At 66.9% G+C, this 23,696-nt stretch carries 22 protein-coding genes and 2 tRNA genes; 11 read left to right on the forward strand and 13 right to left on the reverse strand.

What is annotated here, in order from left to right:
* The first annotated feature begins 142 nt into the window (after window positions 1–142).
* The 4 genes from M7H45_RS02150 to M7H45_RS02165 are packed head-to-tail and all read left to right on the forward strand — an operon-like array spanning window position 143 to window position 3,952.
* A complete protein-coding gene (locus tag M7H45_RS02150; RefSeq protein ID WP_298214252.1) occupies window positions 143–1,057 on the forward strand; it encodes an ABC transporter substrate-binding protein in 915 nt (304 codons plus the stop codon).
* Window positions 1,054–2,217: an ABC transporter permease gene (locus M7H45_RS02155; protein WP_298214254.1), complete on the forward strand. Its 1,164-nt coding sequence runs from the start codon at window positions 1,054–1,056 to the stop codon at window positions 2,215–2,217. The genes M7H45_RS02150 and M7H45_RS02155 overlap by 4 nt, the downstream gene beginning before the upstream one ends.
* Window positions 2,214–3,191 carry an ABC transporter ATP-binding protein gene (locus tag M7H45_RS02160; protein WP_298214256.1) on the forward strand — a complete coding sequence of 326 codons (978 nt, stop codon included), beginning with the start codon at window positions 2,214–2,216 and terminating at the stop codon, window positions 3,189–3,191. The genes M7H45_RS02155 and M7H45_RS02160 overlap by 4 nt, the downstream gene beginning before the upstream one ends.
* Window positions 3,191–3,952 (forward strand): ABC transporter permease, encoded by a 762-nt coding sequence (locus M7H45_RS02165; protein ID WP_298214258.1) that lies wholly within the window; start codon window positions 3,191–3,193, stop codon window positions 3,950–3,952. The genes M7H45_RS02160 and M7H45_RS02165 overlap by 1 nt, the downstream gene beginning before the upstream one ends.
* A 9-nt stretch (window positions 3,953–3,961) precedes the next feature.
* On the opposite strand, the gene M7H45_RS02170 is transcribed toward M7H45_RS02165, so the two are convergent.
* Window positions 3,962–5,086, reverse strand: a complete 1,125-nt coding sequence (locus tag M7H45_RS02170) for a zinc-dependent alcohol dehydrogenase family protein (protein WP_298214260.1) — start codon at window positions 5,084–5,086, stop codon at window positions 3,962–3,964.
* 206 nt (window positions 5,087–5,292) lie between these two features.
* Here M7H45_RS02170 and M7H45_RS02175 point away from each other — a divergent pair, with 206 nt between their 5' ends.
* From M7H45_RS02175 to parE, 3 genes are all read left to right on the forward strand, one after another.
* The gene (locus M7H45_RS02175) at window positions 5,293–6,792 is read left to right on the forward strand and encodes an aldehyde dehydrogenase (protein WP_298214262.1); all 1,500 of its coding nucleotides are present in this window, start codon (window positions 5,293–5,295) and stop codon (window positions 6,790–6,792) included.
* Window positions 6,793–6,869: 77 nt separating this feature from the next.
* The gene (locus tag M7H45_RS02180; protein WP_298214264.1) at window positions 6,870–7,529 is read left to right on the forward strand and encodes a dienelactone hydrolase family protein; all 660 of its coding nucleotides are present in this window, start codon (window positions 6,870–6,872) and stop codon (window positions 7,527–7,529) included.
* Window positions 7,530–7,604: 75 nt separating this feature from the next.
* Window positions 7,605–9,572: a DNA topoisomerase IV subunit B gene (gene parE, locus M7H45_RS02185; protein WP_298214266.1), complete on the forward strand. Its 1,968-nt coding sequence runs from the start codon at window positions 7,605–7,607 to the stop codon at window positions 9,570–9,572.
* Window positions 9,573–9,582: 10 nt separating this feature from the next.
* Here parE and M7H45_RS02190 read toward each other — a convergent pair whose 3' ends face one another.
* The 6 genes from M7H45_RS02190 to M7H45_RS02215 all read right to left on the reverse strand — a co-directional run bounded on the left by M7H45_RS02190 (window position 9,583) and on the right by M7H45_RS02215 (window position 12,902).
* The gene (locus tag M7H45_RS02190) at window positions 9,583–9,894 is read right to left on the reverse strand and encodes a cupin domain-containing protein (protein ID WP_298214268.1); all 312 of its coding nucleotides are present in this window, start codon (window positions 9,892–9,894) and stop codon (window positions 9,583–9,585) included.
* A gap of 52 nt (window positions 9,895–9,946) precedes the next feature.
* Window positions 9,947–10,216, reverse strand: a complete 270-nt coding sequence (locus tag M7H45_RS02195; RefSeq protein WP_298214270.1) for an HU family DNA-binding protein — start codon at window positions 10,214–10,216, stop codon at window positions 9,947–9,949.
* 243 nt (window positions 10,217–10,459) lie between these two features.
* A tRNA-Phe gene (locus tag M7H45_RS02200) sits at window positions 10,460–10,535 on the reverse strand.
* Between the two features lie 48 nt (window positions 10,536–10,583).
* A tRNA-Thr gene (locus tag M7H45_RS02205) sits at window positions 10,584–10,658 on the reverse strand.
* 84 nt (window positions 10,659–10,742) lie between these two features.
* The gene (locus tag M7H45_RS02210) at window positions 10,743–11,630 is read right to left on the reverse strand and encodes an S-methyl-5'-thioadenosine phosphorylase (protein ID WP_298214271.1); all 888 of its coding nucleotides are present in this window, start codon (window positions 11,628–11,630) and stop codon (window positions 10,743–10,745) included.
* Window positions 11,631–11,663: 33 nt separating this feature from the next.
* Entirely contained in the window at window positions 11,664–12,902 is a 1,239-nt protein-coding gene (locus M7H45_RS02215) for a DEAD/DEAH box helicase (protein ID WP_298214273.1), read from the reverse strand.
* A 292-nt stretch (window positions 12,903–13,194) separates the two neighbouring features.
* On the opposite strand from M7H45_RS02215, the gene M7H45_RS02220 reads away from it, so the two are divergent.
* Window positions 13,195–14,349 (forward strand): glycosyltransferase family 9 protein, encoded by a 1,155-nt coding sequence (locus M7H45_RS02220; RefSeq protein ID WP_298214275.1) that lies wholly within the window; start codon window positions 13,195–13,197, stop codon window positions 14,347–14,349.
* 13 nt (window positions 14,350–14,362) lie between these two features.
* Here the strand turns inward: M7H45_RS02220 and ureC are convergent, their stop codons facing one another.
* The 5 genes from ureC to M7H45_RS02245 are packed head-to-tail and all read right to left on the reverse strand — an operon-like array spanning window position 14,363 to window position 18,469.
* Window positions 14,363–16,069: an urease subunit alpha gene (ureC, locus tag M7H45_RS02225; RefSeq protein WP_298214276.1), complete on the reverse strand. Its 1,707-nt coding sequence runs from the start codon at window positions 16,067–16,069 to the stop codon at window positions 14,363–14,365.
* The gene (locus M7H45_RS02230) at window positions 16,069–16,377 is read right to left on the reverse strand and encodes an urease subunit beta (protein ID WP_298214278.1); all 309 of its coding nucleotides are present in this window, start codon (window positions 16,375–16,377) and stop codon (window positions 16,069–16,071) included. Before M7H45_RS02230 ends, ureC begins: the two co-directional genes overlap by 1 nt.
* Complete coding sequence (locus M7H45_RS02235) at window positions 16,374–16,676, reverse strand: urease subunit gamma (RefSeq protein WP_298214280.1); 303 nt, start codon at window positions 16,674–16,676, stop codon at window positions 16,374–16,376. The genes M7H45_RS02230 and M7H45_RS02235 overlap by 4 nt, the downstream gene beginning before the upstream one ends.
* 9 nt (window positions 16,677–16,685) lie before the next feature.
* Complete coding sequence (locus M7H45_RS02240) at window positions 16,686–17,459, reverse strand: urease accessory protein UreD (RefSeq protein ID WP_298214281.1); 774 nt, start codon at window positions 17,457–17,459, stop codon at window positions 16,686–16,688.
* A 23-nt stretch (window positions 17,460–17,482) separates the two neighbouring features.
* Window positions 17,483–18,469 carry a zinc-dependent alcohol dehydrogenase family protein gene (locus tag M7H45_RS02245; RefSeq protein ID WP_408832328.1) on the reverse strand — a complete coding sequence of 329 codons (987 nt, stop codon included), beginning with the start codon at window positions 18,467–18,469 and terminating at the stop codon, window positions 17,483–17,485.
* 212 nt (window positions 18,470–18,681) lie between these two features.
* Between M7H45_RS02245 and M7H45_RS02250 the strand changes: the two genes are divergently transcribed.
* The 3 genes from M7H45_RS02250 (at window position 18,682) to M7H45_RS02260 (ending at window position 22,637) form a co-directional block, all read left to right on the forward strand.
* Entirely contained in the window at window positions 18,682–19,851 is a 1,170-nt protein-coding gene (locus M7H45_RS02250) for a zinc-dependent alcohol dehydrogenase (protein WP_298214283.1), read from the forward strand.
* A 155-nt stretch (window positions 19,852–20,006) separates the two neighbouring features.
* Window positions 20,007–21,665, forward strand: a complete 1,659-nt coding sequence (locus M7H45_RS02255) for an NAD(P)/FAD-dependent oxidoreductase (protein WP_298214285.1) — start codon at window positions 20,007–20,009, stop codon at window positions 21,663–21,665.
* Window positions 21,666–21,674: 9 nt separating this feature from the next.
* Window positions 21,675–22,637 (forward strand): alpha/beta hydrolase, encoded by a 963-nt coding sequence (locus M7H45_RS02260; RefSeq protein ID WP_298214287.1) that lies wholly within the window; start codon window positions 21,675–21,677, stop codon window positions 22,635–22,637.
* Between the two features lie 8 nt (window positions 22,638–22,645).
* Here the strand turns inward: M7H45_RS02260 and M7H45_RS02265 are convergent, their stop codons facing one another.
* The gene (locus M7H45_RS02265) at window positions 22,646–23,536 is read right to left on the reverse strand and encodes a DMT family transporter (RefSeq protein WP_298214289.1); all 891 of its coding nucleotides are present in this window, start codon (window positions 23,534–23,536) and stop codon (window positions 22,646–22,648) included.
* Window positions 23,537–23,696 lie beyond the last annotated feature (160 nt).

Genomic DNA, 23,696 nt, shown 5'->3' on the forward strand with positions numbered 1-23,696 from the left:
CGCGGCGCCCGGCGGCGATGATTTCTCCCTCGTAATGCCCTGGTGAACTAAGCCGCGCCGATGCTAACGGTTTTCCCTCGAAATATGCGGTGTCATCGCCATATCAAAGCGATCGTGCCGCCCGGAAGGGATGTGGGGGAAGATGAGGAAACGCTACATAAGCCTCCTTCAGGCGGCGCTGGGTTTGTTTTTATGCATGGGCGCCGCGAAAGCGCAGGTCGTCGTATCCTCGAAGATCGATACCGAGGGCAGCATTCTGGGGACGATGATCATCGACGTTCTCAACGCCCACGGCATCCCCACCGTCAACAAGCTGCAACTCGGCGGCACGCCCATCGTCCGCAAAGCCCTGCTGGCCGGGCAGATCGATATTTATCCAGAATATACCGGCAACGCCGCCTATTTTTTTCATAAAACCGACGAGCCCATATGGAGCGACCCCTCCAAGGCTTATAACGAGGCGAAAACCCTCGATATGGCCGTCAATCATATCGTCTGGCTGACGCCGGCGCCGGCGGATAATAGCTGGGCCATCGCCCTGCGCAAGGATGTCTCCCAGCCTCATCACATCGTCACGTTCAGCGATTTCGCCAGGTATCTAAATAATGGCGGAAAGATCAAGCTCGCCGCCTCCGCGGAATTCGTCAATTCCCCGGCCGCCCTCCCGGCTTTTGAAAAAGCCTACGGATTCACGCTGAAACCGAGGCAATTGCTCATTCTCTCCGGCGGCGACACGATGGCCACCATCACCGCGGCGGCGCGCAACACCAATGATGTCAATGCGGCGATGGTCTATACCACCGATGGCGGCATCGCCGCCTCCGGCCTGGTCGTGCTGGCCGATGACAAGCATGTCGAGCCGGTCTATCAGCCGGCACCCATCATCCGGGCGGCGGTGCTGGCGCGCTACCCGGCCATCGCGGATCTGCTCAAGCCGGTCTTTCTCTCTCTCACCACCCCGGTTTTGCAGGATCTCAACGGCAAGGTCGAGGTGGGCGGCGAGGCGGTGCAGGCGGTGGTGGGCGCGTATTTGCACTCCAAGGGCTTTCTCAAGTGACGCGCGGTTATCTCCGGCCCGCCGCGTTCAGCCGGCTGGGCTTCGTCGTCACCGGCTTGCTGGCCGCCGCCCTGGCGGGGCCGCTCGTCAGTTTTCATGCCAACCGGATTCTGCCGGGCGATCCCCGATCCGTTTTCGCCTGCCTGCCGCCCGCCCTGGCCGCGGGGCTGGTGCTCATTCTAGCCGCCGCCATGGCGGCGGCGTTTTTTGGCGGCGGCTGGCCGAGGCTCGCCATGGCCAGCCTCGGTATCGCCGCCCTCGGCATCGCCTGCGGGGTGGCCGCCAGCCGCCTCACCGCCACGGGCGGGTCCTGGTCGCGCGTGTCGCCGGGCATGGGGTTCTGGCTCGGGCTGTTCGGGCTGGTCGTGTTGTTCGCGGACGCGGCGGTGCGCATCCGGTTTTCCCCCCGCGCCCGGCTGTCTCTGGTTTTTTTGGCCGGGCTCTGCCTCGCCGGTTTTTTTTATTCCGGTATCTGGCGGGATGTGTCGGTGGTGAGGGAATATGACGCGCGCGCCGCGGATTTCTGGCGGGAGGGCGGCATTCATATCATGCTCGCCGCCGGGTCGCTCATGGTCGCCTGCCTCATCGGGATCCCCCTGGGCATCGGGTTGAAATTCAGCCAGGCGCTGCGCGCCCCCATCCTCAACCTGCTCAATGTCATCCAGACCATTCCCTCGATCGCTTTGTTCGGCATGCTCATCGTTCCGCTCTCCTGGCTGGCCGCGCATCTGCCGGCGCTGGCCAAGGCGGGCATTAACGGGGTGGGGGTGGCGCCCGCCTTTCTCGCCCTCGTGCTGTATTCCTTGCTGCCGGTGACGGCGAACACCCTCATCGGCTTGCGGGGCGTGCCCGCCCCCGTGCTGGACGCCGCGCGGGGGATGGGCCTCACCTCGCTGCAAAGGCTGGGCCGGGTCGAACTTCCTCTGGCCCTGCCGGTCATCCTCACCGGGGTCCGGCTCGTTCTCGTGCAGAATCTCGGCCTGGCCACGGTGGCGGCGCTGATCGGCGGGGGCGGGTTCGGCGTCTTCGTCTTCCAGGGCATCGGCCAGGGCGCGCCGGATCTCATTCTGCTCGGCGCGCTGCCCAGCGTTATCCTCGCCCTGGCCGCCGCTGTCGTCATGGATGCGTTGATCGCCCTCACCGCGAGGCCCGCGCCATGATCAGCTTCGAGCATCTGACCAAGCGATACGGCGAGGCGACGGTGGTGGACGACATCTCATTCACCGTTCCGTCCCGCACGGTCACCGCCATCGTCGGCGCGTCGGGCTCTGGTAAATCCACCCTGCTGCGGATGGTGAACCGGCTGGTGGCGCCCAGCTCCGGCCGGGTGTGCATAGACGGAGAGGATATCGCCCGGATCCAGCCTTACATGTTACGGCGGCGGATTGGTTACACCATCCAGAATTACGGGCTTTTTCCCCATTATACCGTCGCGGAAAACGTCGCCACCGTGCCGAGGCTGCTCGGCTGGCCGCCCGCGCGGATCGAGGCCAAGGTGGATGAGTTGCTGACGCTCTTCCGTCTCGACCCCGGCGAGTTCCGCAACCGCTTTCCCCACCAGCTCTCGGGCGGGCAGCAGCAGCGCGTGGGCGTGGCCCGCGCCCTCGCCGCGGAGCCCAACATCCTGCTCATGGATGAGCCTTTCGGCGCGCTCGACCCCATCATTCGCGAAAAAGCGCAGGATGACCTCAAGGCCATCCAATCCCGCTTCGGCACGACATTGCTGCTCGTCACGCATGACATGGAGGAGGCGATCAGGCTGGCGGACCATATCGCGGTGATGGAGGGTGGCAGGCTGGAGCAATACGCCCCTCCGGGCGAGATGTTGCTGCACCCCGCCACCCCGCTGGTGGAGCAGCTGATCGGAACCAGTGATAAGGCCTTCCGCGTTTTATCGCTGGTGACGCTGGAGGCGGCCGCCGCGCCGGGGCCGCCCCCGCCCGGCGCCTTGCCGCTCCCGGCCAGCCTCTCCCTGCGCGAGGCCTTGTCCGAGCTTCTGTGGTCGCGCCGGAACGCGCTGGCGGTGATCGGCGATGACGGCGCGCCCAAGGGGAGCGTGACGCTGGAGGCGATTTTGCGCCGCGCGGCGGGGCCGGAAGCCAGCCAGGACGGGCCCGCGGCGGAGAGGCGGTGATGCGCTATGCCGGCCTTGCCCTGCGCCTGGCGGTTTTCGCCCTTCTGGCGGCCTTCCTGTTGCGGCCGCAGAGTTTCGCGCCGCTCCTGCAACCTTTCGCCGCCAATGGCGCCCCCGCGATTTACACGCAAAGCAGCCTGCTCTCGCTCGCTCTCTCCCATCTGGAAATCGTCCTGGCGGCCAGCCTCCTCTCCACGGTCATCGCGGTCGGCTGCGCCATTTTCGTAACCCGGCCCGCGGGGGCGGAATTCCTGCCCTTGCTGCGCTCGGTCGCCAATATCGGCCAGGCCTGCCCGCCGGTCGCGGTGCTCGCTCTCGCCGTCCCCGCCCTGGGCTTCGGCACCGCTCCCACCCTGGTGGCGTTGTTTCTCTACGGGCTGCTGCCGATTTTCGAGACCACGCTCACCGGCCTGTCCAACCTGCCCGCCGCCGTGGTCGAGGCGGCGGACGGCATGGGCATGACCAAGACGCAGAGATTATGGCATATCGAACTGCCCCTGGCCCTGCCCTTGATCCTGGGCGGCATTCGCCTGAGCGTGGTCATCGGCATCGGCACCGCCACCATCGGCTCGACGGTGGCGGCCCATACCCTGGGAGAGGTCATCATCGCCGGGCTGCTCACCAACAACCTCGCCTTCGTCGTGCAGGGCGGGCTGGTCGTCGCCGCGTTCGCGGTGCTGGTGTTCGACCTGCTCGTGCTAATCGAGCGCCGGGCCGCCCGCCGCGCGGGGCTCATCCAGGCCGATCTCGCCTTCGGCTGAGCGGCGGCGTTAGAACGTGATGACGTGGCGGACGGTTTTACCCTGCGCCAGCTGGTCCAGCGCCGCGTTGATGCCGTTCAGATCGCTCCGGCTGGTCAATAATTTATTCACCGGCAGATCGCCGCTCTTATAGAGCGTGATGAAGCGCGGAATGTCGCGCACCGGCACGCAGCTGCCGACATAGCTGCCGCGCAGCGTCAGCTCCTCCCCCACCAGCCTGACCGGCGGAAACGCGAAATTATGGGCCGGGTTGGCGAGACCGGCGGTGACGGTGAGACCGCCGCGCCGGGTGATCGCGAAGGCGGTCTCGAGCGCGCGCACCGAGCCCGCGAGCTCGATGGCGACATGGACGCCGCCATCGGTGGCCTGCTTGACCGCCGCCGCCAGGCCTTCGTCCCGGGCGTCGAAACAATGCGTCGCGCCCAGCTCCTTGGCGAAGGCGAGTTTCTCGGGCGAAAGGTCGACGGCGACGATGGGGTGGGCGCCGGCGGCGACAGCGCCCAGCAGCGCGCTGAGACCGACACCGCCAAGCCCGACGACCGCGACGCTCTGCCCTGGCCGCACCGCCCCGCTATTGATGACGGCGCCCACGCCCGTGAGCACGGCGCAGCCGAACAGGGCGGCGATTTCGAACGGCACGCTGTCATCGATCTTCACCAGCGAGTTTTCCGAGAGCACCGCATGGGTGGCGAAGGCGGAGACGCCGACATGATGCTGCACGGGCTCGGCCTTGAGGCTGAGGCGGCGGCCGCCGCCGATCAGCTCGCCACGGCCATTCGCGGCATTGCCGGGCTCGCAGAGCGCGGGCCGGCCCTCGGCGCAGGGAATGCAATGGCCGCAGGACGGCACGAAGACCATCACCACATGATCGCCCGGCTTGAATCGGCTGACATTGGGGCCGATCTCGCGCACGATTCCCGCCGCCTCATGGCCGAGCGCCATGGGCACCGGGCGCGGACGGTCGCCATTGATGACGGAAAGGTCGCTATGGCAGAGCCCGGCGGCCTTCACCTCCACCAGCACCTCGCCCACTTGCGGCGGGGCGAGCTCGAGCTCCTCGATCCTGAGAGGCTGGGTCTGGGCATAAGGGGCGGCGACTGGCGATTGGTGCAAGACAGCGGCGGTGATTTTCAAGGCAAGTCCTCCTGACCGAATATTTATCCAGCCGGATCCCGCGCCCTTCCCGTGAAAGGAGGCGCGGCGGGCTGTTACCGCTATTTTACGTTAAACGGCGCGTTCATCAACTTCGGGCTGAGCCGGGGACGGGTTGTGCGGCCCCGTGCCGGCGGGTTAGCCTGGGCGCGCTAGAGGAAACAGCAAAGCCACGATCCGAGGACAAAATGAGCGCGCAACAGCAAGATCAATATGAGTATGGCAACTTCATTGCGGATGAGGAAATAAAACCGGCGAGCCGCCGCTTCACCTCCTACAATCCGACGACGGGCAAGGTCTGGGGCTCCTTCGCCGATTCGACGGCGAGCGAGGTCGGCCAGGCGGTCGATGCGGCTCACGCGGCCTTCAAGGGCCCCTGGGGCGCGCTCTCGCCCACACGGCGGGGACGGTTGCTGATGGCGTGGGGCGCGAAAATCGCGGCCGAGGCCGACCGCATCGCCGCGCTGGAAACCGGGCAGAACGGCAAGCTCTTCGCTGAAATGCGCGCCCAGCTGCGCGTCGCCGAGGATTGGCTCGTTTATTTCGGCGGGCTGGCGGACAAGGTGGAGGGCAGCGTCATCCCGCTCGACCGCACCAGCGTCCTCAACTACACGCTGCGCGAGCCCTATGGGGTGATCGCCATCATCGTGCCATGGAACTCCCCCACCTTTCTGACGGTCATGGGCGTGGCGCCCGCGCTCGCCGCCGGCAACACCGTGGTCATCAAGCCTTCGGAGGTCACCTCCGCCTCCGCGATCGAGCTGGCGCGGCTGGCGGTCGAGGTCGGCATTCCGCCGGGGGTCGTCAATGTCGTCACCGGCCTGCGCGAGGCGGGAGAGGCGCTGGTCGGCCACCCCAAGGTGCGCAAGATCAATTTCACCGGCGGCGATAGAGGCGGGCGCGCCATCGCCAGCGCCGCCGGCCAGCGGCTGATCAGCTCCGTGCTCGAACTTGGCGGCAAGAGTCCCAACATCGTCTTCGCCGACGCCGATCTCGACCGCGCCGAGGCGGGGGTGCTCGCGGGCATTTTCGCCGCCGCCGGACAGACCTGCGTGGCGGGGTCGCGCGCCTATATCCAGCGCCCGGTTTATGAGGAGATGGTGGAGCGCCTGCGCCGCCGCGCCGCGGCGATCCGCATCGGCGACCCGATGGACGCCGAGACGCAGATGGGGCCGATCGCCACGCAGGCGCAGCTCGCCAAGGATGAAGCCATGGTGAAAAAAGCGGTCGCCGAGGGCGCCGAGATTCTCCATGGCGGCGAGCGCCTGAGACTCGACCCGTTTCCGGAGGGATATTTCTTCTCCCCCACCATCATCCATCGCCTCTCGCCGGCCAACAGCCTGCTGCGCGAGGAGGTGTTCGGCCCGGTGCTGGCCGTCATTCCCTTTGATGACGAGGAGGAGGTCATCGCCGCCGCCAACGGCACGGATTTCGGCCTCGCCTCCGGCGTGTGGACGCGCGATTTGCGGCGGGCGCATGTGATGGCGCGGCGGATCGAGGCCGGAACGGTCTGGATCAACACCTACCGCGCCATGGCCTTCAACTCCCCCTTTGGGGGTTATAAGGATAGCGGCATCGGCCGCCAGAACGGCCAGGAGGCCATCTATCAATACCTCCAGACCAAGAGCGTCTGGGTGGAGCTCAGCGACGAGGTTCAGGACCCCTTCGTCATCCGCGCGGGGCGCTGAACAAGGGCCGGTTTTGCCGGCCTTGCCTTCGCGCCAGGGATGACAATATCCACGGATGAACAGAAAGGGCCGCGCCGATGATGACACTGACCGCCGCCGACGGGCATCAATTCCAGACCTTCGAGGCCGGCAACGTCAACGCCCCGCGCGGGCTGGTGGTGTTGCAGGAGATTTTCGGTGTCAACCACCATATCCGCAAGGTGGCGGAGCGGCTGGCCGGCTATGGTTACAGGGTCCTGGCGCCGGCCTTGTTCGACCGGGTGCGGCCGGGCATCGAACTGGGCTATACCGAGGCGGATATCAAAGCCGGGCTGGAGGCCAGGGCTCAGATCCCGCTGGAAAAGACCCTGGCCGATATCGAGGCCACGGCCGCCGCCTTTGGTGAGGGCAAACCGGTGGGCGTCATTGGCTATTGCTGGGGCGGGACGCTGAGCTGGGAGGCCGCGACCCGCACCCGCGCCTTCAAGGCGGCGAGCTGCTGGTATGGCGCCGGCATCGCCGCCCGCAAGGACGCCAGGCCCAACTGCCCGGTGCAGATGCATTTCGGCGCCCTGGACAAAAGCATTCCGCTCAGCGATGTCGAGGCCATCCGCGCCGCCCAGCCGGGCGTGGAGATCTATGTTTACGAAGGCGCCGATCATGGCTTCGGCTGCGAGGAACGGGCGAGTTTCAGCCCGCGGGATTGGGAATTGGCGGAGCTTCGCTCCCTGGTGCTGTTCGCCGAGCATCTGCGCTGAAAGCCTTGCTCCGCCCTCTTGCCGGGCGGGCGGGCGGCGTGGCACCAACGCCCCGATGAACCGGAGCCGGAGCCTTTGAGCGATTTGTTTGAGAGCCCCGCCGCGCGCGGCTATGGCGCGGGGGATATCGAGGTGCTGGAGGGGCTGGAGCCGGTCCGCCGGCGCCCCGGCATGTATGTTGGCGGCACGGATGAGACCGCGCTGCACCATCTCGCCGCCGAGATTCTCGACAATGCGATGGACGAAGCGGTGGCGGGCCATGCCACCACCATCGAGGTCAACCTTGCCGCTGGCAACCGGCTCACCATCCGCGATAACGGGCGGGGCATACCGGTCGAGCCGCACCCCAAATTTCCCGGCAAATCGGCCCTGGAAGTCATTTTCACCACGCTGCATTCCGGCGGCAAATTTTCCGGCAAGGCCTATTCCACCTCGGGCGGGCTGCATGGCGTCGGCTCCTCGGTGGTCAATGCGCTCTCCCTCAGCCTCACCGCCGAGGTCGCGCGCGAGCGCAAGCTCTACCGCCAGCTTTACGCGCGCGGCGCGCCGCAGACCGGGCTGGAGGAGGTGGGCCCGGCGCCCAACCGGCGCGGCACCTCGATCAGCTTCGTCCCCGACCCCGAGATTTTCGGCGGGCTGAAATTTTCCCCGGCGCGGCTCTTCAGGCTGTGCCGCTCCAAGGCCTATCTGTTCCGCGGCGTTAAAATCCGCTGGTCGTGCGATGCCGCCTTGCTCAAGGCCGAGGCCGAGGTTCCGGCCGAGGCGGAGCTGCATTTCCCCGGCGGGCTGCGCGATTCGCTGGCGGCTGAGCTGGGCGAGACGCCGCTCGCCTTACCCGAGATCTGGGCGGGCGAGGCGAAATTCGCGCCCGCGCGGGGAGAGGACCAGGGCCGGCTGGAATGGGCTTTGGCCTGGACAGAGCAGGGCGAGGGCGGGATCGACACCTATTGCAACACCGTGCCCACGCCGCTCGGCGGCACGCATGAGGCCGGGATGCGCGCGGCGCTGCTCAAAGGGCTGCGCGCCTGGGCGGAGACGCGCGGCAATAAGCGCGGGGCCGCCATCACCGCCGAGGATGTGCTGGGCGGGCTGCGCGCCAAGCTCTCCCTGTTCATCCGCGAGCCGCAATTCCAGGGCCAGACCAAGGAAAAGCTGACGACGCCGGAGGCCGCGCGCCTGACCGAAACCTCATTGCGGGACCGGTTCGACCATTTCCTGGCGGGCGACCCCGCCAATGCCGATAATCTGCTGGCCTATGTGATCGACCGGGCCGAGGAGAGGCTGCGCCGCAAGGAGGCGAAGGACACGCCCCGCAAATCGGCGACGCGGCGGCTGCGCCTTCCCGGCAAATTGGCTGATTGCGCCACGGAAAATGCCGAGGGCACCGAAATCTTCCTCGTCGAGGGCGATTCCGCCGGCGGCTCCGCCAAGCAGGCGCGCAACCGCAACAGCCAGGCGATTTTACCGTTGAAGGGCAAGATCCTCAATGTGGCCTCCGCCTCGGTGGAGAAATTGCGGCAGAACCAGGAATTGAAGGATCTGATCGAGGCGCTGGGTTGCGGCGCGGGACCGGGCTTCAACCGCGCCAATCTGCGTTATGAACGGGTCATCATCATGACCGACGCGGATGTGGATGGCGCGCATATCGCCTCGCTGCTGATGACCTTTTTCTACCGGGAGATGCCGGAGCTGATCCGGCATGGGCATGTCTATCTGGCGCAGCCGCCGCTTTACCGGCTGACGCAGGGCGCCAAAAGCGTGTACGCGATGGATGACGCCGCGCGCGAGAAACTTCAAAAGACCTTCAAGCCGGGAGCCAAGATCGAGATCAGCCGTTTCAAGGGGCTGGGCGAGATGCCGCCCGCCGTGCTGAAGGAAACGACGATGGACCCGGCCAAGCGCACGCTGCTGCGAATCGTCGCGCCGCCGGAATCGCGGGCCGAAACCTCCGGACTCGTGGATAGCCTGATGGGCAAGCGCCCGGAATTGCGGTTTCAATTCATCCAGGAAAACGCGGGAAAGGTCGAGGAGGTCGATATTTGAACCGGCCGCCCTACGCCCTGAAATTCACCTCGTAGATCACGGTATCGGCGGTGAACCGCGCCTCGTGCCAGACATGGGGGGCGAAGTGGATCACCACACCTGGACGCAGCGCGATCTCCCCTTGCGCGCAGGTGAGCACGCCCTGCCCTTGCGCGACCATGAAGAATTGCTCGAAATCATGCTCGTGCCGCGCCGCCACCGTGCCGCCCGGCACCGCGACCCGCTTGAAATCGCCAGCCTTGCCGGGGATCAGCCGGCGGTCGGCCTTCTCATCACCATAAGGCGTGATGTCATCCCAATGGAAAACCTCGGTGCCGGACACAGACCCTGTCCTTTTATAAAAAAAGCCCGGGAATTTCCCGGGCTTTTATAAATCACACCATCTTCTTCAGCGAGGGCGATGCCTTGAAGCGCACGGTCTTGCCCGCCTTCACCTTGATCTCCTCGCCGGTGCGGGGATTGACGCCCTTGCGCGCCTTGGTCTTGCGCACGGTGAACGTGCCGAAGCTCGGCAGGGTGAACTTACCGTTCCTCTTCATTTCCTTAACGATCGCCTCGATCAGCTCGCTGGCGGCGCGATTGGCGGCCACACCGGTGATCTCGGCGGAATTCTGAATGATTTCGGCAATGAACGCTTTCGACATATGCAAGCCTCTTCCTGTTGGCCCGGTTTGACTTGACTTTGCCGACCGGGAACTCCCTTTGGTTCAAATTGATAGAATCGACGACCAGAGCTGGCAATTCTTTTACCATACCGGATCGAACGCAAACCCTTTAGCCTTGGCCTCAATAAAAAACCAGGGGTATTCGCCGCTCTGTCAGATTTTTTTACAATTCTCCCGCCGGGGCCAATGAACCGGATGGCGGGCGCGGCCAAAATGGGAGAATGGTGCCCAGGGGCGGAATCGAACCACCGACACTGCGATTTTCAGTCGCATGCTCTACCAACTGAGCTACCTGGGCGCCTGGGTCCGGGTGCCTAAACCATCGGCCTTCCCGTTGCAAGCCCGCTGGTGCTGTCACTGGGAATTGAACCCAGGACCTCTTCATTACCAATGAAGTGCTCTACCCCTGAGCTATGACAGCATATCCGGCGGATACGGGGCGGTTCCTAACCGTTTGCGGCCTGGCCCGCAAGGGCGCGGAACCGAAAATCCCGCCCGGCGCCGGTCAGTCCGGCCGCAGCATCCGCCCGGCGACGGCGTCCAGCTTGCGCAGCGCGGCCGGGTCGCGCGCCTCGGGCGCGGTGATCAGCGCATGGGTCAGGGCCGTGTCGCACCCGTGCGGGCAGGCCGGGCGCGGCGCGGCCAGGCGCGGCAGCACCTCCCTCACCAGAGCGCGGGCCTTATCGGCATTGCCGAGCAGCACCTTCACCACCTGCTCCACCGTCACCGCGTCGTGATCCTCGTGCCAGCAATCGTAATCGGTGACCATGGCGACGGTGGCGTAGTCGATCTCCGCCTCGCGCGCGAGCTTGGCCTCCGGCATGTTGGTCATGCCGATCACCGCGCAGCCCCAGGAGCGGTAGAGATTGCTCTCCGCCAGGGTGGAGAATTGCGGCCCCTCCATGACGAGATAGGTGCCGCCGCGCGTATGCGGCAGGCCGAGCGCCTTGAGGCTCGCCTCCAGCGCGTCCCCCAGCCGCCCGCATACGGGATGCGCCATCGAGACATGCGCCACGCAACCCGGGCCGAAGAAGCTCTTCTCGCGGGCGAAGGAGCGGTCGATGAACTGGTCCACCACCACGAAATGCCCGGGCGGCAACTCCTCCTTCAGCGAGCCGACGGCGGAGAGGGAGATGATGTCCGTCACCCCCAGCCGCTTCAGCCCGTCGATATTGGCGCGGTAATTGAGCGCGGTGGGCGAGGTTTTATGTCCCCGCCCGTGCCGGGGCAGAAACACCACTTTCTGAGTCTCGTACCGGCCGGTGAGAAACTCGTCGGAGGGCTCGCCCCACGGCGTTTCCACCCTCACCCATTTGGTGTCGGTCAGGCCCTCGATATCATAAAGTCCCGAGCCGCCAATGATGCCGATGACCGGCTGCCTCGTCTCACCCATAACCGCGCTCCCTTTCAGCGATGCCGCGGCGCTTCATGCCACTTTGCGCTTTTCCTGGTAAGGCGGGCGGCGCGGTTTGATCTTGCGCACCTGCATGTCCGGGTGGCGCTGGGGTTTGCGCGGCGGCAGGGCCTGGCGGGGCCGCTCGCCCCCGGCCACGCGCAGCCTGACACCGGTGAGCTTCTCGATCTGGTTGAGATAGGCAAGCTCGGTCGCGTCGCAGAAGGCCACCGCCATCCCGTCCGCGCCGTTGCGGGCCGTGCGGCCGATGCGGTGGACATAGCTCTCCGGCTCATTCGGCAGCTCGAAATTGATGACATGGCTGACGCCGCTCACATCGATGCCGCGGGCGGCGAGATCGGTGGCGACCAGCGCCCGCACCTCCCCGGATTTGAACGCCTCCAGCGCCCGCTGGCGCTGGCCCTGGCTGAGATTGCCATGCATCGCCGCCGCCGGAATGCGCGCGGCGTTCAGCATCGCCGCCACCCGGTCCGCCCCGCGCTTGGTGCGGGTGAAGACGATGGTCTTGGCGAAGTCCGGCTGCTGAAGGAGATTGACGAGCAGCGTCCGCTTCTCCGCCGACTCGGCGAAATACACGCTCTGCTCGATCCTCGCCGGGGTGGAGGCGACCGCGGCGATTTCCACCCGCACCGGCTCACGCAGCAGGCCATTGGCCAGCTTGGCGATCTCCGCCGGCATGGTGGCGGAAAACAGCGCCGATTGCCGGCGCTGCGGCAGCGCCGCCACCACCTTGCGGATGTCCGGCATGAAGCCGAGATCGAGCATGCGGTCGGCCTCGTCCAGCACGAAGAACTGGCATTGGTCGATGATCAGCTCGCGCGTGTTCATCAGATCCACCACCCGGCCGGGGCAGCCAACCACGATATCCGCGCCGCGCGCCATGCGCTGCACCTGGCCGAAGCGGCCGACCCCGCCCACCACCAGCACCGTGCGCAGCCCCAGCCCGGCGCCGAATTTCCTGATCTCCTGCTCGATCTGCACGGCCAGTTCCCGCGTGGGGGCCAGCACCAGAGCGCGGGTGGAAAAACGCCGGTTGTGCAATTTCTCGGTCGCCATGGCGTTGAGCATGGGCAGGGCGAAGGCGGCGGTTTTGCCGGTGCCGGTCTGGGCGATGCCCAGCACATCGCGGCCCGCCAGCCCGTGCGGGATTGCCCCGGCCTGGATGGGGGTGGGCTTGATGAAGCCCGTGGCTTTCAGCGCCCCCAAAATTGGCGTGGCGAGACCAAAAGACTCAAACGTCAAATCATTCACAATAAACAACTCCGCCGCCAGGGCGTGTGCCCGGCGGTCAATGTCCGCAATCCCATGCGCGAAACTGGAAAAGGACGGTGCAAACAGCCCGTTGAGGGCGTCCCCGCCCTGTCAAAGCAAACGCCGCCATGTCTCGTTCGCGCCATGGCGGCGGCTGGCTTCTCCTTACGCTCGTTCCTGCCGGCTGCGCAAGCCGCAACGCGCGCCGCTGCCATGCGGCTGGACTTCATCCGCCCCGCCCCGTAAGAAACATGATCCCCGGCGGGCTTCACACCTCGAAGGATCCAGAGCGTTGGATAGCGAATTGCCCTCCATCATCCGCACGGCCTGGCGCGCGGCCTCCGTCTGGGCGGGTGAGCGGGCGCCACGGCGCCCGCCCGCTCAGCCGGCGCGGATTCTCATCGCCCCGCATCTGCGCCTGGGCGACGCCATCCTGCTCACCCCTCTGCTCGCCAAGGCGCGGGCCCGCCACCCGCAAGCGGAAATCGTGCTGCTGAGCGCGCCCCCGCTCCTGCCGCTTTACGCGGTCCGGCCATATGGAGTCACCGCCTGGCCTTATCATTGCCGCCGGGCCGACACCATCGGCGCGATGATGGCGCGGGACGGGTTTGATCTCGCCTTGCTGCCGGGTAAGAACCGGCTGAGCTGGCTGGCGCGGGGGCTGCGCGCGGGCTGGATCGTCGCCCATGGCGAGGACCGGCCCGGTTTCGTCAATTGGCCGGTGGATGACCTCCGGCCCTACCCGGACACGCCCATGGCGCTCGGCGAGATCTTCGCCTCTCTGCTCGACGGGCCTGAGCCCCCGCCCTTCCGGCCAGGAGACTGGCCAGCCCCGGGCTGCGCGCCGTTCCCGCTGCCGGGCGCCCCCTATGTGGCGCTGCATGTGGGCGCCAGCACGCGGCTGAAGCATTGGCCCGCCCCCGCCTGGCGGGACCTGGCGGCGTGGCTGACCGCGCGGGGGCTGGGCGTGGTGTGGAGCGGCGGGCCGGGGGAAGAGGGGGTGGTCCGCGAGATCGACCCGGAAGGCCGCTACCCAAGCTATGCGGGCCGGCTCGACCTCGCCCAGATCTGGCATCTCATCAGCCAGGCGGCGGGCTTCGTCTCGCCCGATACCGGGGTGGCGCATCTGGCGCGGCTCACCGGCACCCCGGCGGTCACCCTGTTCGGCCCCGGCCATCCGGCCTTGTTCGGCCAGGGCGCGTTCTGGCGGGAGACCCCCTGCGCCGAGCTTTTCATCCCCGACATTCCCTGCCGGGACGATGACCGGGTTTTCACCCGCCGCCGCGCCTGGATCAGGCGCTGCAAGAAAACGGAGCGCCAATGCCAGATGAAGGCGGCCTGCATGTCGCGGATCAGCGTGAGTTCGGTCACCGCCGCGCTCGAGGGATTATGGCGGCGCGGCGGAACCGCGGCGCCGGCGCCTCGCCTCACCCCGGCGGATGGCTGAAAAGCCCTCCCGCTCAGAACAAAAAATATCTCTGCGCCATCGGCAGGCTTTCCGCCGGCGCGCAGACCAGCAATTCCCCATCGGCGCGCACCTCGTAGGTTTCCGGGTCCACCTCGATCCGGGGCAGGGCGTCGTTATGGATCATGGAGGCCTTGCCGATGCCGCCACGGGTATTCTCCACCGCCACCAGCGGCCGGGTCAGCCCCAGCCGGTGGCCGATCCCCTGATCCAGCGCCGCCCGCGAGACGAAGAGCAGTGAGGATTCCACCAAAGCGCGCCCATAGGCGGCGAACATCGGCCGGTAATGCACCGGCTGCGGCGTGGGGATGGAGGCGTTGGGATCGCCCATCCGGGCCATGGCGATCGACCCGCCCTTGAGCACCAGATCCGGCTTCACCCCGAAAAACGCCGGCGACCAGAGCACGAGATCGGCGAGCTTGCCCGCCTCGACCGAGCCGATCTGGGCGCTCATGCCCTGGGCGATGGCCGGATTGATGGTGTATTTGGCGATATAGCGCTTGATGCGCGCGTTATCCGCCGCGCCGTCCCCCGGCAGGGGGCCGCGCTGCACCTTCATTTTATGGGCCGTCTGCCAGCAGCGAATGATCACCTCCCCCACCCGGCCCATGGCCTGGCTGTCGGAGGAAAACATCGAGAGCGCGCCGAGATCGTGGAGGATATCCTCCGCCGCGATGGTTTCCCTGCGGATGCGCGATTCGGCGAAGGCGATGTCCTCGGGGATGGCGGGGTCGAGATGGTGGCAGACCATGAGCATGTCGAGATGCTCATCCAGCGTGTTCACCGTGTAGGGGCGGGTGGGGTTGGTGGAGCTGGGCAGCACGTTGGGCAGGCCCGCCACGCGGATGATGTCCGGGGCATGGCCGCCGCCCGCCCCCTCGGTATGGAAGGCGTGGATGGTGCGGCCCTTGAACGCGGCGATGGTGTCCTCGACGAAGCCGCTCTCGTTCAGCGTATCGGTGTGGATCATCACCTGCACATCATATTCATCGGCCACCGCGAGGCAGCAATCGATGGCGGCGGGGGTGGTCCCCCAATCCTCATGCAGCTTCAAGGATGAGGCGCCCGCGCGCACCATTTCCGCCAGCGCCGCCGGCTGGCTGGCATTGCCCTTGCCGGTGAAGGCGAGATTCATGGGGAAGGCCTCCGCCGCCTGCAGCATTCGCCCGAGATGAAACGGCCCCGGCGTGCAGGTGGTGGCGAAGGTGCCGGTGGCGGGTCCGGTGCCGCCGCCCACCATGGTGGTGACGCCGCTGCTCAGCGCCTCCTCGATCTGCTGCGGGCAAATGAAATGGATATGGCTGTCGATCCCGCCCGCGGTGACGATCTTGCCCTCGCCGGCGATGATCTCCGTGCCGGGGCCGATGACGATCGTCACGCCCGGCTGCACATCCGGGTTGCCCGCTTTGCCGATGCGGGCGATGCGCCCGCCGGCGATGCCGATATCCGCCTTGACGATGCCCCAATGGTCGATGATGAGCGCGTTGGTGATGACCGTGTCCATCGCCCCCTCCGCGTTGGACATCTGGGACTGGCCCATGCCATCGCGGATCACCTTGCCGCCGCCGAATTTCACCTCCTCGCCGTAAATGGTGAAATCCGTCTCCACCTCGGCGAAAAGCTCCGTATCCGCGAGGCGCACGCGGTCGCCCGCGGTCGGGCCGAACATACCGGCATAGGCGGCGCGGCCGAGCCGGGCCATTATTCCACCCCGCCCATGGTGAGGCCGCGAAAGCCGAAAATCCGCCGCGCCCCGCGATAGGGGACGAGGCTCACCTGCCGGCTCTGCCCGGGCTCGAAACGGATGGCGGTGCCCGCCGCGATGTCCAGCCGCTGGCCCCAGGCGGCGGCGCGGTCGAAAACCAGCGCCGCGTTGGTTTCCGCGAAATGGTAATGGCTGCCGACCTGGATGGGCCTGTCGCCGGTATTGGCGACGCTGAGCACGGTCGTCTCCAGCCCGGCATTCAAGTCTACGTCTCCCTCAGGGGTGATGATCTCGCCCGGGATCATCGGACCGGCTCATGCACGGTGACGAGCTTGGTGCCATCGGGAAACGTGGCTTCCACCTGCACGTCCGGGATCATCTCGGCCACCCCCTCCATCACCTGCGCGCGGCTCAGCACATGCGCGCCCGCCTCCATCAGCTCCGCCACGCGCCGGCCGTCGCGCGCGCCCTCCACCACGAAATCGGTGATCAGCGCCACCGCCTCCGGATAATTCAGCCTCACCCCCCGCTCCAGCCGCCGCCGCGCCACCTGCGCGGCCATGGCGATCAGCAATTTATCCTTCTCGCGCGGGGTCAAATCCATCCCTGTCTCCTATCCCTGCCAGATACGGGGCAGGTCGCCACCCCGCAACGCAAGCAACGCCCGTGCCAGGAGGCTCCGCAGCTCCGCCGCGTCGCGGGCGAGGATGCGTCCGAGCAGAGCCCCGCCGCGCCAGCTCGCTCCCGCCACCGCCCCCGCCAGCGCCGCGCGCAAGGCGGGGAGCTTTTCCTCCACCCCCGGCCCGGCGGCGAAAATGCTCGCCATCGCCCGGGCTCCCGCCGCGATGCCCGCCCGGCCGAGCTGCGCCGCGATCGCCCCCTCCAGCCGGGTCACGTCCCGCCACAGCAGCCGGCCGTGCCGCCGCAAGGCGATCCGGTCGTCCAGCCGGCCCGCGCGGATCGTCTCTCCCATCGCCTGCCGGCCGAAAACCAGGCTTTCCACGCCTAGAAATTCGGCATCGCCGTGCAGCTCCACCTCCAACCGCCGGCAAAGGGCGAAGCCGTCGAACAGGATCATCTCCTGGGGCAGATAATGCAGCCGCGCCCCGGCTTCCACGCAGAGCCGCGTGGCCACGCGCGCGGGCGCGCCCGGCGACCTATAGGCCCGTTCCGCCGCCTGGGTGGTGAAGGTCACCGCCGCCCCCGGCCCAACGGTGAGTTCCGTGGCCAGCGCGTCTCCTCCGACGAGGCCGCCCGAAATGTTCAAGGCGACCGCCTCCACCCCCTGCCCGCGCGGCAGCCGCGCCTTGAGACAGCCCTGCTGGTAGAGCCGCTCGAGCCGTGTGCGCCCGCCCTCCTGGCGGAAGGCGAGATCGAGCCGCCCCACCGCCCGCTGCGCCGGCAGGGGCGCTATGTCATCACCAGCACCGCGGCGCCCTCCAGCCGGCCGGCCCGCAAATCCGCCAGCGCGGCGTTGGCGTCCTCCAGCCGGTAGGGCTTCGTGGTGGTTCGCACTGGAATCTTGGCCGCGAGGGGTAGAAACTCCTCGGCATCGCGCCGGGTGAGGTTGGCGACCGAGCGTATGCTCCGCTCCTTCCATAGGATGTCGTAAGGAAAAGAGGGAATATCGCTCATATGGATGCCGCCGCACACCACCACCCCGCCGGGGGCGAGGGCCCGCAGCGCCTGCGGCACCAGCTCTCCCGCCGGGGCGAAGATCAGCGCCGCGTCGAGCGGCGCGGGCGGCATCTCATCCGAGCCCCCCGCCCAGCCGCCGGTGATGGAACGGGCGAAATCCTGCGCCGCCCGGTCGCCGGGGCGGGTGAAGGCGTAGACCTCCCGCCCCTCATAACGCGCCACCTGCGCGGCGATATGCGCCGCCGCGCCGAAACCATAAAACCCCACACGCCGGGCATCCCCGCCGGCGCGCAAGGTACGGTAGCCGATCAGCCCGGCGCAGAGCAGCGGCGCGGCCTCGGTATCGGAGAAGCGCTCCGGGATGGGGAAGCAATAGCGGGCATCCGCCACCGTCTCCTCGGCATAGCCGCCATCGATCTGGTAGCCGGTGAAGCGCGCTTTTTCACAGAGATTTTCCCGGCCCGCCCGGCAATACGCGCATTCCCCGCAGGTCCAGCCCAGCCAGGGGATGCCGATGCGCTGGCCGGGGGCAAACCGCTCCACCCCAGGGCCCACCGCCACCACCCGGCCGACGATCTCGTGGCCGGGGATGAGGCCTGGCTTCGGCTCGGGCAATTCCCCATCCACGATATGCAAATCCGTGCGGCAGACGCCGCAGGCGCAAACCCGCACGCGGATCTGGCCAGCGCCCAGTTCCGGCGCGTCGCATCGCCGCAATTGCAAGGGCATGCCCGCCCGGGTGAATACCATCGCTCGCATGACGGGCAGGCTAGGCCGGGCCCTGCCCCCGCACAACCGCGAAAATCACGCGCCGCCCAGGCCGGATGTCATAGCCAGGTGCCGCCCTGGCGCTCGGCGGGGGTCGGCGTGGCCGGATCGGGAGCGAGGGTTTCCGTTTGTAAATTCCCATTTCATGCCGGCGCGGCGTGGCCGTCCTTACATAAGTTCGCGTATGCATGAAGGAGGTAAGGATGAAGGCGCTCTGCTGGCATGGCAAAAACGACATCCGCTGCGAGACGGTCCCCGACCCCATTATCCAGCACCCGCGCGACATCATCATCAAGGTCACCTCCTGCGCGATTTGCGGTTCCGACCTGCATATCTATGACGGCATGATGCCCGGCATGGAGCGCGGCGACGTGATGGGCCATGAGACGATGGGCGAGGTGGTGGAGACCGGCGGAGAGATCACCAGCCTCAAAACCGGGGACAGGGTCGTGATTCCCTTCACCATCTCCTGCGGCGAGTGCTTCTTTTGCAAACGCGGATTTTTTTCGGGCTGCGAGCGCACCAACCCCAACCACCAGGCGGCGGAGAAGATGTGGGGCCATTCCCCGGCCGGGCTGTTCGGCTATACCCATATTCTCGGCGGCTATGCCGGTGGCCAGGCGGAATATCTGCGCGTTCCCTACGCGGATGTCGGCCCGGTCAAGGTGCCGGATTCCCTGACGGATGATCAGGCCTTGTTTCTTTCCGATATTTTCCCCACCGGCTTCATGGCGGCGGATCATTGCAACATTCAGCCGGGCGACACCATCGCGGTCTGGGGCTGCGGGCCGGTGGGGCAATTCGCCATCAAAAGCGCCTTTCTGCTGGGAGCGGAGCGCGTCATCGCCATCGACACCGTTCCGGAGCGGCTGGCGCTGGCAAAATCCAGCGGCGCGATCACACTCGATTTCAAATCCGAGGATATTTACGAGCGTATCCAGGATCTCACCCGCGGGCGCGGCGCCGATGCCTGCATCGACGCGGTGGGAACGGAGGCGGACGCCACGGCCTCGGCGGATTCGCTGCTCGACCGCGTGAAGGTGGCCACCTTCCTGGGCACAGACCGCCCGCATGTGTTGCGGCAGGCGATTCATTGCTGCCGCAATTTCGGCACTGTCTCCATTGTCGGCGTCTATGGCGGGCTGCTCGACAAAGTGCCCATGGGTTCCGCCATCAACCGGGGCCTCACCTTCCGAATGGCGCAAACGCCCGTGCAATATTATCTGCCAAAATTGCTGGCGCGCGTGGAAGCGGGCGAGATCGACCCCAGCTTCGTCATCACCCATCACGCCTCGCTGGAGGCCGGGCCGGAAATGTATAAAAAATTTCGGGACAAGGCGGATGGGTGCATCAAGGTCGTCCTCAAGCCCTGAAGGTGGCGCCGAAGGCGCCGTCCCGCCTTGAGCGTTTTGGTAAGCAGGCCGTGATTTTCGGTATAGCCATCCTCCCTCGGGACGGTTAGCCTCTCCCTGTCCAAGTAAGATAGCGGCTCCGCGCGTAAGGGCCGCCAGTGAGAGGAGACATGCCCATGTCCGCGATACGGCAAGCTTCGGCCCCCGCCACCCCTTATGACGCGATCATCATCGGCGCCGGTTTTTCGGGCCTCTACCAGCTGCATAAACTGCGCGACGAGCTGGGCCTCAAGGCAAGGGTGCTGGAGGCCGGAGGCGGGGTGGGCGGCACCTGGTACTGGAACCGTTACCCCGGCGCGCGCTGCGATTCGGAGAGTTTTTCCTATTCTTATTCATTTTCCAAGGAATTGGAGCAGGAGTGGGAGTGGAGCGAGCGTTATCCCAGCCATGAGGAAATCCGCCGCTATCTGAACCATGTCGCCGACCGTTTCGATCTGCGGCGGGACATTCAGCTCAATACCCGCGTCAAGGGCGCCGCGTTCGATTCCGCCAGCGATCTCTGGACCGTGACCACCGAGGCCGGCGAAAGCTTCGTCACCCGTTTCCTCATCACCGCCGTCGGCTGTATTTCCGCCGCCAATGTGCCGGACATACCCGGGCGGGACAGCTTCGCCGGGCAATGGTACCATACTGGGCGCTGGCCGCATGAAGGCGTGGATTTCACCGGCAAGCGGGTGGGATTGATCGGCACCGGCTCGACCGGCATCCAGGCCGCGCCGGTGATCGCGGACTCGGCCGCTCATCTCACCGTGTTCCAGCGCACCGCCAATTTCAGCATTCCCGCTCGCAACGCGCCGCTCACGCCGGAATTCATCCAGGAGATCAAATCCAACTACCCTGCTTTGCGGGAGCTCATGCGCGGCACGACCAACGGCCACCCCTTCGCCATCAGCCCGGATTCGGCGCTGGCCGTGCCCGAGGAGGAGCGGCGCGCGCGGTATGAACGCGCCTGGGAGGTGGGGGGGCTGCGCTTCCGCGCCGAGTTCGGCGACCTGCTGACTGACAAGGCGGCCAATGACACGGCGGTCGCGTTCATCCACGACAAGATCCGGGAGATCGTCAAGGACCCCGCCGTCGCGGAGAAGCTGATCCCCCGCGACCATCCCTTCGCCACCAAGCGCCCGCCGGTGGACACGGAATATTTCGAGACCTTCAACCGCGACAATGTCCGGCTGGTGGATGTCAAGGCGGACCCGATCGAGGCGATCGTCCCGGAGGGCATCCGCCTGAAGAGCGGGGAGATCGTCCCGCTCGACATCATCGTCTTCGCCACCGGCTACGATGCCCTCACCGGCAGCCTGCTCGCCATGGATATTCATGGGGCCGACGGGCATAGCCTGCGCGAGGATTGGGCGGCGGGGCCGCGCACCTATCTGGGGCTGCAAGCCCCGCATTTTCCCAATATGTTCATCATCACCGGCCCGGGCAGCCCTTCCGTGCTGTGCAACATGCCGGTGCCGATCGAGCAGCATGTCAACTGGATCACCGACTGCATCGCCTATATGGACGCGCAGGGCTATTCGCGCATCGAAACCGGCGAGCCAGAGGCCGAGGCCTGGGTCGCGCATGTGAACGAGGCGGCCAACGCCACCCTGCTGCCCCAGGCGGGAAGCAGCTGGTATCTCGGCGCCAATATTCCCGGCAAGCCGCGCGTCTTCATGCCCTATGCGGGCGGCATGGCGCGTTACGCGGCGCTTTGCGACGAGGTGGCGCAAGCCGGCTATCGCGGCTTCCGGTTTTCCAGCGGCCAGGCCCAGCGGCGGCAAAGCCTTTAGGAGATGCCGGTGCGCGCCCTCCATCCGGACGTCCTCCGGCTGATCGCCCTGACGCGGGCGGCGCAGATCGCGCCGCTCGACGCCCTGCCGCCGGCGGAAGCGCGGCGCAATTACGCCATCCGCCGCGATTTGGTGCAGCCGCCGCCGCCGCCCATCGCCGTCAGGCGGGAGCTGACGATGCCGGGGCCGGGCGGGGAGTTGCGCCTGCGCCTCTACCGGGACGCGGCGGAGGATGGCGCGCTTTTGCCGGGCCTCGTCTACTTCCATGGCGGCGGCTGGGTGCTTGGCGATCTCGACAGCCATGAGGGCTTATGCCGCCAGCTGGCGCGCGGCGGCGGCTGCGTGGTGCTCTCGGTGGATTATCGCCTGGCGCCGGAGCACCCCTTCCCCGCCGCGGTGGAGGATGCCGCCGCCGCCTTCCGCTGGGCCGCCGCCGAGGCCGGGACGCTCGGAATCGATTCCAGCCGCTTGGCCGTGGGCGGCGACAGCGCGGGGGGCAATCTCGCGGCGGTGGTGGCGCAAATGGCACGGGACGGCGCATTGCCGCCTTGCGATTTCCAGCTCTTGCTCTATCCGGCGACGGATCTGGCGGCGGACACGCCGAGCTATGTCCGCGTGCCGGAGGACATGCCGCTCTCGGGCCGTATCATGCGCTGGTTCATCAACCAGTACACGCCCGACCCCACCCTCCGCGCCGACCCGCGCGCCTCGCCCGCGCGAGCGGCGAGCCTGGCCGGCACCGCCCCCGCCCTGGTGCTCACCTGCGGCGAGGACCCGCTTTGCGATGAGGGCCGGGCCTATGCCGACCGGCTGGAGGCGGAGGGGGTAGCGGTCACCGCGCTGCATCTCGCCGACCAGATCCACGGCATTCTCACCATGGGACGGCTGATCTCGGCGGTCTCTGGCGTGGTGGAGTTCTGCGGCGCGACCCTGCGCCAGCATTGGGCCGGCAAGGAAACGCAATCCGCCTGAGAAGAAGCTCAGACGCGCTGGAGCCGGGCGGCGCGGCGGGGCAGCAGCGCTGGCAGCTGGGCCAGCACCAGCGCCGCCAGCAGCAGCGCGCAGCCCAGCCAGCCGTTAAGACGCAGCCGCTCGTGCAGGAGAATCGCCGCGAAGATCGCGGCGAACAGGGCCTCCGCCATCAGCATGACCGCCGCCTCCGCCGCCCCGGTATAGCGCTGGCAAAGCGCTTGGAGGAGAAACGCGATCCCGCCGGAGACGATGCCGCCATAGAGTAATTGCGGCAAGCAGCGGGAGACCGCGTGCCAGGGAAGCGGACCGCCTGCCGCTCCGATCACGCAGCCCAGCGCCACGCAGGCGGCGGACTGACTCAAGGCCGCCGCCACGGGCCGGTCGCCTTGCTGGGCGGCGCGCTGCATGAGCAATATCTGCACGGCAAAGCCGAGGGCGGACAGAACGATCATGCCATCGCCGCGAGAAAAATGGTCGAGCCCGCCGCTTAGCAGCCAGGTCCCCGCCAGCGCCAGCACGGCCGCCAGCCAAAGAAGGCCGTGCGGGGCGCGGCGCAGGAAAATCATCTCCAGCAATGGCACGAAGATCACGTAAAGCCCCGTGAGAAATCCGGCATGGGTGACACTGGTGAAGCCGAGCGCCCATTGCTGCAATAAGGTGGACGCGGCGAAAACCACGGCGAGCGGCAGGAGTTCCGGCAGCCCCTGCCACCAGCCGCCCGGGGCGCGCCGCGCCTCGGCAATGCCGAGCGGCAGAACGGTGAGGAAGGCCAAAATGAAGCGCAAGCCGGTGAACCAGCCGGCGCTGAGATAGGCGCCCGCCTCCGATTGGGCGACGAAGGCCGCCCCCCAGAGCGCCGCGGCGAGAAGGAGGAGGGAGTTGGCGAGAATGCGGGACATCGGCCCCGCTTTTCCCAGGAAATTGGCAAGGCCTCAAGCCGAGGCTGACCAATTACCCCCTGCGCCTTGTACAAAAGCCGATTCCTTATGTCTTTGCGGCCTGGCGCGCCTTATGCTGATCAAATCGAGGCAGGCGGCGCTGTTTTAATTTATGAAGGAC

Source organism: Acidocella sp. (assembly GCF_027352905.1).
Classification (GTDB): Bacteria; Pseudomonadota; Alphaproteobacteria; order Acetobacterales; family Acetobacteraceae; genus Acidocella.